We start from the raw sequence: 13,838 nt of genomic DNA, 5'->3' as shown, positions 1-13,838 counted from the left end.
CTTCTTAGGCACAACGACATCCTTCCAGCAGGACCTCGTCCCGCAGATGGAGTGTCAACCGTTCCTGCAGCAGTCCCGCAGCCGCGATCTCGGACGCGGCCTGGGGCGAGCTCGCCCGCCAGCTGGCCTACAAGCAGGCATGGCACGGCGGGCACGTCCTGGTCGCGGACCGGTGGTTCGCGTCCTCGAAGACCTGCTCAGCCTGCGGCGACGTCAAGCAGGCCCTCACCCTCGGGATGCGGGTCTTCCACTGCGACGCGTGCGGGCACACCCTCGACCGCGACCTGAACGCCGCAGTCAACCTCGCCACCTGGGGCACCAAGCACCACTCCCAGGTCCTGGACCCCGAAGCACGAGGCCAGGTCACCAACGCCCACCGACGGGACGGCTCTGGCCGACGCACACGCGCCGACGAAACCAGCCCGGATGACGTGGGAACCCTCACCGCGACCGCGGCATAGGGACGTCCGAGAAGGACGCTGCCGAACCTCCTCCGGGGGTTGTTCGACAGGCTTTAGCGACCAGGGCAGAGCGGGAGCAGACCGTGAGCAGACCGCGAGCACCGCACCCGGCGTGCGAGCCACGACGCCTCGTGCCACGGTGAGTGCAGGCATACGGGGCAGTTGCGCCGTATGGCTCTTTCGTCCTCCAGAGAACGGAGACAGGGATGAGCTTCATCGGGTGGATCCTCATCGGCCTCATCATGGGCGCGATCGCACGCGCCATCCTGCCGGGCAAGGCAGCGGGGGGCTGGATCGTCACGCTGGTCGTCGGTGTGCTGGGAGCCCTCCTCGGCGGGTGGATCGGCGGCGCGCTGTTCGGCGCCGACGCGAACGACGCGTTCTTCTCGCTCACCACGTGGTTCTGGGCCTTCGTCGGCTCGCTGCTCGTGCTGCTCATCTGGGGCGCGATCGCGGGACGTTCGACGCGCAAGTAGCGCGCCGGAGGACCGCGCACGACGACATCGACGACCGCCGCGACCGGCGGCGCACCCGGCCCGGGCTCCTGCGGGAGCCCGGGCCGTCGTCGTGCCGGCCGCTGTCGGACGGGTCGTCTCGCGGCTCGGCGGTGGGTTCGACGACGCGTTCGACGACGGGTTCGACGACGGACGCCGCGCGACGCGTCGCGCGGGACTCGCCCAAAAGGCGTGGACACCCCAGAGGTGCGCGGTCACGCTGGACGGCATGAGCAGCGTCGCCCGCACCGCCCTCGAGGTGCCCCTCCCGCCGGGGTTCGCGCTCGTCGAGGCCCCGCACCCCGCGTCGCTCGACGACGCCGACGCGTGGGCGTACCGAGCCGTGGCGGACATCGGGCGCGAGCTCGAGCTGGAGGTCCACGGCTACGACGACCTCGCGCTGCGACCGCGCGACGTGCTCTCGGGGATGGACCACCAGGAGTACGCGGCCAAGCGCCGCTTCGTCGTCGTGCGTTCCGCGGCCGCCCGGGCCCTGGTCGCCGACGGCGTCCCGCCCGCGGTGCCCGACGTCGTCGCGCACCTCTTCGTGTCACGCCCGACCACGAGCAACGAGCACCTGGGCGAGGCGTACCCGTTCGTCCGCCCGGGCGAGCGCGGACGCGGCATCGGGACGGCGCTGCTCTCGCTGGGCGAGCACCTCAACCTCGACGCGGGGCGCACCGTGCTCTTCTCCGACACGGCTCACGGCGAGGAGCCCCCGCCGGGTGCGGGCGCGATCGAGGCCACGACGGGCGCGGGCCGCGTCCCGGCCGCCGCGCCCGGTCCGCGCTTCCTGCGTGCCCGCGGGTACGTCCTGGAGCAGGTCGAGCGGCACTCGGTGCTCGACCTGCCGGTGGCCTCGGAGGCCCTCGACGCGCTCCGCAGCGCGGCGCGGGAGCACGCCGGTCCCGACTACCGGGTGCACACCTGGACGGACGAGGTCCCGGACGCCTGGCTCGACCAGGTGGCCGTGCTGTTCACCCGCATGAGCACCGACGCGCCGACAGGAGGCGTCGAGTACGGCGAGGACCCGTGGGACGCCCGTCGTGTGCGCACGTGGGTCGGTGAGCAGGCCGAGAAGCGGAACGGGTTCCTCGTGAGCGCCGCCGAGCACGCGCCGACCGGGGCGCTCGCCGCGTTCACCGTCTTCGCGTACCCGCGCGACCGCGACGACTTCGCGTTCCAGGAGGACACGCTCGTGCTCCGCGAGCACCGCGGGCGCCGCCTCGGGATGCTCGTCAAGGTCGCCAACCTCGACGCGCTCGCCCGCGAGCGCCCCACGACCCGGCGTGTCCACACCTGGAACGCGCAGGAGAACGACCACATGCTCGCGATCAACGTCGCCCTCGGGTTCCGGCCCGCGGGCGTGTGGGCCGCATGGCAGCGCAGGACGACCCCGAAGGACGGCGAGTGACCGCACCGCAGGCAGGACCGACGACCCACCCCACCCTCCTGACGTCGGCCGGCGCGCGCGTGCGCGTCGAGCCCGTCGCCGTCCCGGCCCGCCTCGACGCACTGGACGCGTGGGGCGTGCACGGCACGGTCCGGGTGGGCGACGCGATCGACCGCGCGATCTACGGCCACACCGACCTGGCGCTGGACGCGGCGACCGTGGCGGGCACGATGGCGAGCGGCGGGTACCGCCGCGTGCTGCGCTGGGTCGCGGTGCTCGACGACGCCCCGCACGGCACGACGCCGCGGCCCGAGGACGTCGTCGGGCGGTCGATGGTGGCCCTCCCGCGGCAGGGCAACACGCACGTGGCGGTCGTGTACGTGGGCGTGGACCCCGACCACCGGCGTCGTGGCGTGGGCTCGGCGCTGTGGGACGCGGCGCTGGAGGTCGCGCGGGCGGAGGGACGGCGGGTCGTCATGTCCGACTCGTCGTTCGCGCCCGAGCCGCCGCCCGGCCCGGACGCGCTCGAGGCGCCGACGGGCAGCGGCCGGGTCCCGGCGCGCGACGACGCGACCGTCTTCGCGCTGCGGCGCGGGTTCACGCTCGAGCAGGTCCTGCGCCACTCCGTGCTCGACCTCCCGGTCGCGCCCGACGTGCTCGACCCGCTGCGGGCGACGGCGACGGAGCGTGCCGACGGCTACCGCGTGCACGTGTGGACGGACGAGGTCCCCGAGGAGTGGATCGACCAGTTCGCCGAGCTCGAGACGCGCATGAGCACCGACGCGCCGAGCGGCGGCCTCGACCTCGCCGAGGACCCGTGGGACGCCGAGCGCGTCCGGACGACGTCCCGGGAGATCCACGACCGCGGCCAGGGCTACGTCGTCGCGGCCGCCGAGCATGCGGCGTCGGGCACGCTCGCGGCGTTCTCGATGGTCGCGTACCCGCACGACCGCCCGGAGGTCGTGTTCCAGGAGGACACGCTCGTGCTGCGCGAGCACCGCGGCCGCAGCCTCGGGATGCTGGTCAAGGTCGCCGTGCTCGACGAGCTCGCTCGCGCACGCCCGTCCTCGCGCCGGGTGCACACGTGGAACGCGCAGGAGAACGCGCACATGCTCGCGATCAACGTCGCGCTCGGGTTCGCGCCCGCGAGCGTCGACGCCGAGTGGCAGCTCGTGCTCGACGCGGCACCCGGCACAGAGCCCGGGCAGCAGCCCGGCGCGACCTGCTGACCCCGGAGGCCGCCGCGACGTCGACCGCTCAGCGGATGCCGTCGAGGAAGCGGATCACCCGCTCGGTGACGAGCGCGGCGGCCTCCGGCTCGTACGACGGCAGGCTCGGGTCGGTGAACAGGTGCCGGTCGCCGGGGTAGACGAACAGCTCGGCGTCGGGCGTGGAGTCCACGAGCTCGCGCGCGGCGTCGAGGTCGCCCTCGCCCGCGAACGACGGGTCGCCGTCCATGCCGTGCACCTGCACGGGCACGGCGTCGGGCCACGCCGCGCCGAACTCCGACACCGGCACGCACGCCTCGAGCAGCACGGCGCCCTTCGCACCGGCGCGCGTCTGCGCGAGCATCTGCGCGGGGAGCACCCCGAGCGAGATCCCCGCGTAGACGACGCCCGCGTCGTAGCCGTCGGCGACGGCCCGCCCGCGCTCCAGGACGGTGCCGAACCCGAGCTCCTGGACGTGCGCCATGCCCTCGTCGAGGGTCGCGAACGTGCGCCCCTCGAACAGGTCCGGCGTGTGCACGACGTTCCCCGCCCCGCGCAGCGACTCCGCGATCGTCCGTACGCCCTCGGTCAGCCCCTGCACGTGGTGGAACAGCACGACCTCGGCCATGGTCCCCTCCTCCGGTGTCCGTCGGTGGCCCGGCGGCGCCGTCGCCGCACGGTGCGCGCCCCACGGCGCACGCCCACCATCGTCGCGCGGACCACCCACGCCCGCCCGCGCCGGGTCCAGGGACCGACGGCGGCCGTTCGTGAGGCCACCGGACCATGGACCGCGGGACGGTCGGGGTGGGCGCTCGCCGACGTCGGTCAGTAGTTTGGTGGCATGACCTCGCAGCCCGTGCCGCCGCCGATCGACCCCACCACCACGCCGTCCTGGACCGCGCTCACCGTCCACCGCGACACCGTCGAGCCGGACCTGCGGACCTGGTTCGCGGCCGACCCGGACCGCGCCCGCCGCCTCACGCACCAGGCCGCCGACCTCACGGTCGACCTGTCGAAGAACCTCGTCACGGACGAGACGCTCGAGCTGCTCGTGCGTCTCGCCGAGGAGGTCCGCCTCGACGACCGCCTCGAGGCCATGTTCACGGGCGAGCACATCAACGTCACCGAGGACCGCGCCGTCCTGCACACCGCCCTGCGCCGCCCGACCCCGCTGGGCTCCGACGAGCACCTCGTCGTCGACGGGCAGGACGTCGACGCGGACGTGCACGGCGAGCTCGCGAAGGTCTACGCGTTCGCCGACAAGGTCCGCTCGGGCGAGTGGACGGGCGTCACGGGCGAGCGCGTGCGCACGGTCGTGAACATCGGCATCGGCGGCTCCGACCTCGGGCCGGTCATGGCCTACGAGGCGCTGCTGCCGTACAAGCACGAGGAGATCGAGGTCCGGTTCGTCTCGAACATCGACCCGACGGACGTCGCGGAGAAGACCGCGGGCCTCGACCCGCGCACGACGCTGTTCATCGTCGCGTCGAAGACGTTCGGCACGCTCGAGACGCTGACGAACGCGCGCCTCGCGCGGGACTGGCTGTGGACGGAGCTCGCCGCGGTGGGCGCGCTCGACGACACCGACGAGTCCCGGCAGGCCGCCGTCGCGCAGCACTTCGTCGCGGTCTCGACCGCGCTCGACAAGGTCGCGGCGTTCGGCATCGACCCGGCGAACGCGTTCGGGTTCTGGGACTGGGTCGGCGGGCGCTACTCCGTCGACTCCGCGATCGGCACGTCGCTCGCGATCGCGATCGGGCCGGACCGCTTCGCCGAGCTGCTCGCGGGCTTCCACGCGATCGACGAGCACGTGCGCCGCACGCCGTTCGAGCGCAACGTCCCGGTCCTCATGGGGCTGCTCAACGTCTGGTACGTGAACTTCCTCGACGCCCACACGCACGCCGTGCTCCCGTACGCGCAGTACCTGCACCGCTTCCCGGCCTACCTCCAGCAGCTCACCATGGAGTCCAACGGCAAGCGCGTGCGCTGGGACGGCTCCCCCGTGACGACCGAGACGGGCGAGATCTTCTGGGGCGAGCCCGGTACCAACGGCCAGCACGCGTTCTACCAGCTCATCCACCAGGGCACGCGCCTCATCCCGGCGGACTTCATCGCCGTCGCGAACCCGGCGCACCCGCTCACGGACGACATCGGCGACGGCGGCGCGGTCCAGCCGGGCGCGGACGTCCACGGGCTGTTCCTCGCGAACTTCTTCGCCCAGACCAAGGCGCTCGCGTTCGGCAAGACGGCGGACGAGGTCCGTGCCGAGGGGACGGCGGAGGAGCTCGTGTCCGCGCGGACGTTCCCGGGCAACCGCCCGACGACGTCGATCCTCGCCCCCGCGCTCACGCCGTCGGTGCTGGGCCAGCTCATCGCGCTCTACGAGCACATCACGTTCGTGCAGGGCGTCGTGTGGGGCATCGACAGCTTCGACCAGTGGGGCGTCGAGCTCGGCAAGAAGCTCGCGCTCGAGATCGCGCCGGCCGTCGCGGGCGACGAGGACGCCCTCGCCGCCCAGGACCCGTCGACGGCGGCCCTCATCGACCGCTACCTCGACCTGCGCAACTGACCCACCCTTCCGCGCCGAACACGACCTTGGTGTCGTTATCCGTCGGATAACGACACCAAGGTCGTTCTCGCGGGCGCGCAGGGTCGTTCTCGGGCGGCCGCCTCGTAGGTCGCGCCCTCCACCTCATGCCCTGGTCGTGTCGCGACCTCTCGGCACCTTGCACCTCGGCCCCGTTCGCCTTCCCCGGTGCCGGGCTGCGTGCGCGCGCGCCCTGCGTACACTGACGGCGCGACAGCCGCGAGCCCGTTCGGCGTCGTTCAACCCCGGAAGGACACCGATGGCCGACGCCGCCACACCCGACACCCTTGCCCACCTCCTGACGGAGCACGCCGACGACGTGCGCAGCGCCTGGCTCGAGGCCGCCGCGCACGAGCTGCACGGCCGCACCTCGCGCGGCGAGCTCGAGCGGGAGCAGGGCGAGATCCTCGACACGCTCCTCGACGGGCTGCGCTCGGGCGGCGTCTCCCTGTCCGACCCCGCGTTCGACCAGCTCCGCGGCATCCTGGCCGACGTCTCCTCCGCGCGCGCCCGCCTCGGGTTCACCCCGCGCGAGACGGCGATCGGCGTGTTCGCGCTCAAGGAGGGCCTGTACCGGCTCTCCGCGGTGACGGACGCCGACACCGACGTCACCCCGCTCCTGCGCCTGGTCGACCAGCTCGGTCTCTTCACGTTCGAGACCTTCGCCGCGGCGCGCGAGGCGATCATCGCCGAGCAGGCCGAGCAGCTCCTCGAGCTCTCGACCCCCGTCGTGAAGCTCTGGGAGGGCATCGTCGCGGTGCCGCTGGTCGGCACGCTCGACTCGGCGCGCACCCAGGTCGTCATGGAGAAGCTGCTCAACACGCTCGTCGACACGGGCAGCGAGCACGCGATCATCGACATCACGGGCGTCCCCGCGGTCGACACCCAGGTCGCGCAGCACCTGCTCAAGACGGTCGTCGCGGCGCGCCTCATGGGCGCCGAGTGCACGATCAGCGGCATCCGTCCGCAGATCGCCCAGACGATCGTCGCGCTCGGCATCGAGTTCGGCGACATCCGCACGCGCGCGACCCTCGCGGACGCGCTCGTCGACGCGCTGCGCGCGGGCCGCGACACCCGGCGGACCGGGCTCCCGGCATGACCGACGCCGTCCCCATCCTCAAGATCGGCTCCACGCTCCTCGTCTCGATCCAGGTCGACCTCCAGGACGACACCGCCCTGCGGCTCCAGGAGGACCTCGCCCAGCGGATCACGGACACCGGGGCGCGCGGCGTGATCATCGACATCTCCGGACTGGAGATCGTCGACTCCTTCATCGGCCGCATGCTCGCGTCGGTCGCGGGGATCTCCCACGTGCTCGACGCGACGACCGTCGTCGTCGGGATGCGCCCCGCCGTCGCGATCACGATGGTCGAGCTCGGGCTGTCGCTCGGCGACGTCCGCACGGCACTCGACGTCGAGCGCGGCCTCGCGCTCCTCGCGCCCGAGGAGCGGTCCGCCGAGGACGTGCTCCTCGCGGCCGCCGAGCGCGAGGAGAGATGACGACGACGACCCCGCCGACGTCGACGGCCGAGCGCGCGCCCGTGCGCACGGACTCCGACGTCGTCCGGGTCCGCCAGCTCGTCCGGACGCTCGCGCAGCAGGCGCGTCTGTCGCTCGTCGACCAGACCAAGCTCGTCACCGCGGCCAGCGAGCTCGCTCGCAACACGCTCGTCTACGGCGGGGGCGGCGAGGCCGAGGTCCAGCTCGTCACCGAGGGTCCGCGGACCGGCGTGCGCGCCGTCTTCTCGGACGAGGGGCCGGGCATCCCGGACCTCGACCTCGCGCTCACGGACGGCTGGACCAGCGGGAGCGGGCTCGGCCTGGGTCTGTCGGGCTCGCGTCGGCTCGTCCAGCACTTCGCGATCGACACGGCACCGGGTGCGGGCACCCGCGTCGAGATCGCCACCTGGTCCCGATGAGCCCGACCCCCGCCCGTCCCGACGAACGCCGCAGCATCGTCGAGGACGGCACCTGGTACACCGTGGACCACCCGTCGGCGGTCGGGAGCGTGCGCCGCGGCGCGAGCACCGTGGCCCGGAGCCTGGGCCTCGACGACGACCGCGCGGCCGAGATCGGGCTCGTGGTCTCGGAGCTCGCGACCAACCAGTGCCGGCACGCCGGGTCCGGCTCGATGCTGGTCCGCGTGCGACGCACCGGCGACGACACCGCGCTCGAGGTGCTCGCGGTGGACTCCGGCCCGGGCATGCGGGACATCGGCGCGGCCATGCGCGACGGCGTCTCGAGCCGCGGCACGCTCGGCATCGGCCTGGGCACGCTCCCGCGGCTCGCGTCGTCGTGGGACGCGTGGACGTCGCCGGGCAGCGGGACGGTCATCGCGGCGACGTTCGCCGCGCACGGGGCGGTGGTCGGGCTCGCCGAGCCCACGGGCATCACGCGGCCGATGACGGGCCAGTCGGTGTGCGGGGACGCGCTCGCGGTACGCCACGACGACGGCGTCCCGAGCCTCCTCGTCGCCGACGGCCTGGGGCACGGGCCGCTCGCCGCCGCGGCGTCGGGCGCCGCCGTGCGCGCGTTCCTCGACGCGCCGGCCGGGTCGGCCGTCGCCCTCCTCGAGCGCGTGCACGCGGCGCTCGGCGGCACGCGCGGCGCCGCGGTCTCGGTCGCCCAGCTCGCAGGGGGCGGCGTGCTGCGGTACGCGGGCCTGGGCAACATCGCCGGGACCGTCCACGGCACCCGGACGCGCGGGCTCGTCAGCTATCCCGGCATCGCCGGCACCCGGGGGCGCCCGCTGCGCGAGACCACCTACCCGGTCGAGGCCGGGGACGTCGTCGTGCTGCACAGCGACGGGCTGACCGACCGGTGGTCCCTCGCCGACTACCCGGGTCTCGCGACCCGCTCGCCGCTCGTCGTCGCCGGCGTCGTCCTGCGCGACCACGCGGTGCGCCGGGACGACTCGTGCGTGGCGGTGCTCCCGATCGGCCGGGAGGCGGCATGAGCACGACGCTGCTCGTCACCCAGCTCCGCTCCGACTCCGACGTCATCGCGCTGCGCCGGGCAGGCCGCGAGATCTGCCACCGGCTCGGGCTCGACACCCAGGACCAGGTGCGCGTTGCCACCGCGCTGTCGGAGATCGGCCGGTCCGCCGTCGCCTCCGGCACCGCCGACGTCGTCGTCGGGGTACTGCCCGGGCTCCCCCAGGCGACCCTGCGCGCCGAGATCGTCGCGGGCACGCCGTTCCTCGTCGAGGGCGACTCGAGCGACGGCGGCATCCCCGCGGCGCGCCGGCTGGTCCGCGGCCTCGAGGTCGACCCGACCGGGACCCGCGTCCTGCTCACCAAGGCGCTCCCCGCGACCGCGCGCACCGACGAGGTGACGCTCGCGGCCGTGCGGCGGTCCACCGCGGCCGCGCACGTGGCCGACGCGGTCGACGAGCTGCGCGTCCAGAACGCGGAGCTGGTCAGGACCCTCGACGAGCTCACCCGCCAGCAGGAGGAGCAGCGGCGCCTCAACGTGGAGCTGGAGGAGACGAACCGGGGCGTCCTCGCGATGTACGACCAGCTCTCCTCGGAGCTCGAGGAGACCAACACCGGCGTCGTCGCGCTCTACGCCGAGCTCGACGAGCGGGGTCGCGAGCTCGCTGCCGCGAACGAGGCGAAGACGCGCTTCCTGCGCAACGTGAGCCACGAGCTCCGCTCGCCCGTGAACTCGATCCTCGGGCTGACCTCGCTGCTCGTCGACTCCCACCTCGACGGCGAGCAGACCCAGCAGGTGGGGTTCCTCCGGGAGAGCGCCGCGACGCTCCTCACCCTCGTCGACGAGCTGCTCGACCTCGCGCGCGCCGAGGCCGGGCACGAGGACGTCGCGCCCGGTCCGGTGGACGTGGCGGAGCTGCTCGACGAGCTGCGCGGGACGACCCTCCCCGTGGTGCGCCCCGGCGTCGCGCTGCGGACGGTCGTGGAACCCGGGCTCGTGCTCGTCACCGACCGCCGGCTCCTGTCCCGCGTGCTGCGCAACCTCCTCACGAACGCGGTGAAGTTCACGGACCACGGCGAGGTCGTGCTCCGGGCGGAGGCCGACGGGGCGGTCGTGCGGTTCGACGTCCACGACACCGGACTCGGCATCCCGGCGGACCAGCTCGACGCCGTGTTCGAGGAGTTCGTCCAGGTCCCCAACCGTCTCCAGCCGACCGTGCGGGGCACGGGCCTCGGGCTGCCCTACGCGCGCCGGACCTCCGAGGCGCTCGGGGGGACGCTCGTCGCGACGTCGCGCCCCGGGGAGGGGAGCGTGTTCACGCTCCGGCTCCCGTCGCTGCCCGTCGGCGAGCCGGACGGCGAGGCGGTCCCGACGGACCCGCGGCCCGAGCCCGACGACGCGGGCGGCGGCAGCCTCGGTCACGTGCTCGTCGTCGACGACGACCGGGCCTACGCCTCGGTCGTCTCCTCGATGCTCCGCGACGACGCGGCGCGGGTCAGCGTCGCGCACGACGCGTCCCACGCCCTGGCCCTCCTGCACGACGGCGCGGCCGACGTCGCGCTCCTGGACGTGTGCCTCCCGGGGACGGACGGGCTGGCCCTCCGGTCGACGATCCAGGGCCTCTACCCCGCGACGGCGACGGTGCTCATGTCGAGCGCGCCGGCCCCGGCGGGGATCGGCGACGCGCCGTTCCTCGCGAAGTCGGGCATCGACCGCGACCGCCTCGTCGCGACCCTGCGCCGGGAGGTGAGCGCCCGATGAGCGCCGAACGCACCGTGCTCGTGGTCGACGACACGCCCGCGCACCGCTACGTCATGGCGAGCTGGCTCCGCCGCGCCGGGTTCGACGTCGTCGAGGCCGGGACCGGGAGCGAGGCGCTGGCCCGGGCGTCGGCGCACGTCGACGCCGTCGTCCTCGACGTCAACCTCCCGGACATCCCGGGACGCGAGGTGTGCAGCCGGCTCAAGGCCGACCCGGCGACGGCCCACGTTCCCGTCCTGCACGTGTCCGCGACCGACGTCGACGCCGCGGCGCGCACCGCCGGCCTCGAGGGCGGGGCGGACGCCTACCTGCCGGAGCCGCTCGACCGCGACGAGTTCCTGGCGACCATCAGCGCCCTGTGTCGGCGCGTGGACGCACAGCGCGGCGCGGGCCGCACGGCGCGGCGGCTCGAGGCGCTCACGGACGCGCTCGTCCCGCTCCACGAGGCCCGGTCGCCGGAGGCCGTCGCCGACCACGCGGCGCGCGGCGCGTGCGCGGTCCTCGGGCGCGCGGTCGTCTCGATGGTCGTCGCCGAGGCCGGTGTCGTGCTGCGCTCCGTGTGCTCGACGGAGGGCGCCGCGCTCGTCCGTGGCCGGGGGCCGACGGCGGTCCTGCCGCCGACGGGCGCGACGTCCGCCGTGTTCGGCCCCGACGACGTACCCGCGCCGTGGCGTCCGCTCCTCGCCGAGGCCGGGGTGGGGCCGTCGGCGTGGTTCACCTTCTGGCTCGTCGACGGTACGGGCGCGCTCGTCGGCGGGCTCGGCATCGAGGTCGGTGACGAGCCGCTGTCCGACGAGGAGCACGAGGCCGCCGGTCGCTTCGCGGAGGCGGCGACGGTCGCGCTCGCGAACCTGCGGACGTTCACCGAGGAGCACCGCATCGCCCTCGCGCTCCAGAGCGCGTTCCTGCCGGCGAGCCTCCGCGTGCGGGGCGGCGTGGAGGTGGCGGCACGGTACGAGGCGTCGGACGCGCGCCTCGACGTCGGCGGCGACTTCTACGACGCCTTCGACCTCCCGGACGGGCGCGTCGCGGTGGTCATCGGCGACGTGCAGGGTCACTCCCTGCGCGCCGCGACCGTGATGGCCGAGGTGCGCATGACGCTCCGCGCCTACCTGCGCGAGGGGCACGGGGCCGCGGCGGCGCTCGACCTGCTCAACGCGGCGCTGCGCGACGACCACCCCGAGTTCGCCACGGTGTGCGTGTGCGTGCTCGACCCGGTCTCCGGCACGCTGGAGCTCACCGACGCCGGACACCTGCCCGCGTTCCTCGTCCGTACCGACGGCACCGTCGACCGGGCGAAGTCCGGCTCGCGGCTCCTCGGGGTGGCCAGCCCCGACGACCGCCCGGCCCACCACGACGTCCTGCGGCCGGGCGATCTCCTGGTGCTCGTGACCGACGGGCTCGTCGAGCGGCGCGGCGGGTCGCTCGTCGACGCCCTCGACCGGTTGGCGCGGGTCGCCTCCGAGAACGCGGGCGTCGGCCCCGCCGTCCTGTGCGACCGCCTCGTCGCCGCGTTCGACGACCCCGGCCGCGAGGACGACGTCGCCGTGGTGGCGGTCGCGCGTCAGGCGTCGCCGGACGGCACCTTGTCCGCGACGTCGTCGTAGGTGACCTCCGCCGGAGGCTCGGCGGGCGCGTAGACCAGGCGCACGACGCCCGTCGGGAACGTCTCGGACCGCAGGAGCGTGAGCGGGTAGTACGGCTCGCCCTCGTCGAAGAGCCGCTCGCCCCTGCGCGCCGCGACGGGGTGGACGAGCAGCCGCAGCTCGTCGAGCAGGCCGGCGGCGAGGAGCTGGCGCACCACCGAGATCGAGCCGGCGACGAGCACCTTGCCCAGCCCGGGATCCTCCTTGAGCGCACGGACGGCGTCGACGAGGTCGCCGTCGAGCCGCTCGACGCGCCGCCACCCGAGGTCCTGGTCGCCGCGCGTCGCGACGATCTTGCGCATGTCGCCGAGCCGCGCGGCGAACGACGCGTCCTCGCCCCCGGCGGTCTCCCGCTCGGGCCACGCGCCCGCGAAGCTGTCGTAGGTGACCCGCCCGAGGAGCAGCGCGTCGACGTCCTGGTAGTCCTCGTCGACGGCGGCCGCCATGTTGTCGTCGAAGTACGGGAAGTGCCACGCCGGGTCGACCTCGGCGACGCCGTCGAGCGAGAGGAACAGGGTGGACACGAGCGTCGCGGTCATGGGGTGGCCTTCCGGTCGAGGACGAGACGACGGGGCAGACCCTCGCGCCCGCGCGAACTCATCGTCCCGCCGAGCACGACCTCGCGCGCGGTCGAGCACGACGTTGCTGCCGTGATCCGGCGGATACCGACAGCAACGTCGTGCTCGACTGATCCCGGGGGCCGGGGGGTCAGCGGCGGAGGGCCAGCGTGAGGGTCAGGCCGACCGCGAGGTGCTCGACGGCGAGGAGCGCCACCGCGGCAGGCGTCACCGCGCCGAGCGGGCCGAGCAGCGAGACGAGCAGCACGACGGCGCACGTCACGAGCCACGCGAGCTCGCCCCGGCGGGGCCGACGGGACGCCAGCCGGCCGAGCAGGGCGCGCACGCCCCAGGCCGCGTACCCGACGACGAGCGCCGTGACGACCGCGGCCTCGACCCCGACGGTCTGGGTGCCGGTCGCGGTGCGCACCTCCGGGTCGACGCCGAGCGCCGTCCCGACGAGCAGCACCGCCGCGGCCACGACCGCGGCGACGAGCGGGACGGACCAGCGGGGGACGCGGCGCCGGGCCGGTGCGGCTCCCGCGACCTGCCGTCCGACGGCCGCGGCGGCCGGGCCGGGGTGGCGCGGGACGTTCGAGGTGCCGTTCGAGGTGGTCGGCGTCGTGGACATGACACTCCTCCTTCGTCACGCGACGGTGCCGCGTGGCTCTCGCGACCGGGGCCGCGGCCGGCGGGGTGCCGACGTCCCTACGCTCGCCGGGGCACGGCGTCGGCCGCACCGGCCGGACGTCGACGGCCGTCCCGACCCCCGTCGGTCCCCGACCCTCCCGCCGGAC

General features: G+C 74.6%; 14 protein-coding genes. 11 read left to right on the top strand and 3 right to left on the bottom strand.

Annotation, left to right across the window (positions count from 1 at the left end):
* Positions 1-86: 86 nt before the first annotated feature.
* The 4 genes from NF338_RS21070 to NF338_RS20705 all read left to right on the top strand — a co-directional run bounded on the left by NF338_RS21070 (position 87) and on the right by NF338_RS20705 (position 3,577).
* Positions 87-461 carry an RNA-guided endonuclease InsQ/TnpB family protein gene (locus tag NF338_RS21070; protein WP_412847394.1) on the top strand — a complete coding sequence of 125 codons (375 nt, stop codon included), beginning with the start codon at positions 87-89 and terminating at the stop codon, positions 459-461.
* Positions 462-667: 206 nt separating this feature from the next.
* The gene (locus NF338_RS20715) at positions 668-937 is read left to right on the top strand and encodes a GlsB/YeaQ/YmgE family stress response membrane protein (RefSeq protein ID WP_264032478.1); all 270 of its coding nucleotides are present in this window, start codon (positions 668-670) and stop codon (positions 935-937) included.
* Between the two features lie 247 nt (positions 938-1,184).
* On the top strand, positions 1,185-2,369 hold the full coding sequence (locus NF338_RS20710) for a GNAT family N-acetyltransferase (RefSeq protein ID WP_264032477.1): 1,185 nt from the start codon (positions 1,185-1,187) through the stop codon (positions 2,367-2,369).
* Positions 2,366-3,577, top strand: a complete 1,212-nt coding sequence (locus NF338_RS20705; RefSeq protein ID WP_264032476.1) for a GNAT family N-acetyltransferase — start codon at positions 2,366-2,368, stop codon at positions 3,575-3,577. Before NF338_RS20710 ends, NF338_RS20705 begins: the two co-directional genes overlap by 4 nt.
* Positions 3,578-3,605: 28 nt before the next feature.
* Here the strand turns inward: NF338_RS20705 and NF338_RS20700 are convergent, their stop codons facing one another.
* Complete coding sequence (locus tag NF338_RS20700) at positions 3,606-4,283, bottom strand: dienelactone hydrolase family protein (protein WP_264032475.1); 678 nt, start codon at positions 4,281-4,283, stop codon at positions 3,606-3,608.
* Positions 4,284-4,397: 114 nt separating this feature from the next.
* On the opposite strand from NF338_RS20700, the gene pgi reads away from it, so the two are divergent.
* The 7 genes from pgi to NF338_RS20665 all read left to right on the top strand — a co-directional run bounded on the left by pgi (position 4,398) and on the right by NF338_RS20665 (position 12,445).
* Entirely contained in the window at positions 4,398-6,125 is a 1,728-nt protein-coding gene (gene pgi / locus NF338_RS20695) for a glucose-6-phosphate isomerase (RefSeq protein WP_264032474.1), read from the top strand.
* A 277-nt stretch (positions 6,126-6,402) separates the two neighbouring features.
* A complete protein-coding gene (locus NF338_RS20690; RefSeq protein WP_264032473.1) occupies positions 6,403-7,242 on the top strand; it encodes an STAS domain-containing protein in 840 nt (279 codons plus the stop codon).
* Positions 7,239-7,643 (top strand): STAS domain-containing protein, encoded by a 405-nt coding sequence (locus NF338_RS20685; RefSeq protein WP_047233648.1) that lies wholly within the window; start codon positions 7,239-7,241, stop codon positions 7,641-7,643. Before NF338_RS20690 ends, NF338_RS20685 begins: the two co-directional genes overlap by 4 nt.
* Positions 7,640-8,062, top strand: a complete 423-nt coding sequence (locus tag NF338_RS20680) for an ATP-binding protein (protein ID WP_264032472.1) — start codon at positions 7,640-7,642, stop codon at positions 8,060-8,062. Before NF338_RS20685 ends, NF338_RS20680 begins: the two co-directional genes overlap by 4 nt.
* Positions 8,059-9,099, top strand: coding sequence for an ATP-binding SpoIIE family protein phosphatase (locus NF338_RS20675; RefSeq protein WP_264032471.1), 1,041 nt, complete (start codon positions 8,059-8,061; stop codon positions 9,097-9,099). Before NF338_RS20680 ends, NF338_RS20675 begins: the two co-directional genes overlap by 4 nt.
* A complete protein-coding gene (locus tag NF338_RS20670; protein ID WP_264032470.1) occupies positions 9,096-10,838 on the top strand; it encodes an ATP-binding protein in 1,743 nt (580 codons plus the stop codon). The genes NF338_RS20675 and NF338_RS20670 overlap by 4 nt, the downstream gene beginning before the upstream one ends.
* On the top strand, positions 10,835-12,445 hold the full coding sequence (locus NF338_RS20665; protein ID WP_264032469.1) for a SpoIIE family protein phosphatase: 1,611 nt from the start codon (positions 10,835-10,837) through the stop codon (positions 12,443-12,445). Before NF338_RS20670 ends, NF338_RS20665 begins: the two co-directional genes overlap by 4 nt.
* Here the strand turns inward: NF338_RS20665 and NF338_RS20660 are convergent.
* Both NF338_RS20660 and NF338_RS20655 read right to left on the bottom strand, forming a co-directional pair.
* On the bottom strand, positions 12,403-13,023 hold the full coding sequence (locus tag NF338_RS20660; RefSeq protein ID WP_264032468.1) for a dihydrofolate reductase family protein: 621 nt from the start codon (positions 13,021-13,023) through the stop codon (positions 12,403-12,405). The two genes, NF338_RS20665 and NF338_RS20660, sit on opposite strands and share 43 nt — an antisense overlap.
* Before the next feature lie 169 nt (positions 13,024-13,192).
* On the bottom strand, positions 13,193-13,672 hold the full coding sequence (locus NF338_RS20655; RefSeq protein ID WP_264032467.1) for a DUF6069 family protein: 480 nt from the start codon (positions 13,670-13,672) through the stop codon (positions 13,193-13,195).
* Positions 13,673-13,838: the final 166 nt, after the last annotated feature.

The organism is Cellulosimicrobium sp. SH8 (assembly GCF_025818875.1).
Lineage (GTDB): Bacteria > Actinomycetota > Actinomycetes > Actinomycetales > Cellulomonadaceae > Cellulosimicrobium > Cellulosimicrobium cellulans_D.
This window is presented reverse-complemented; position numbering and strand designations above follow the sequence as displayed.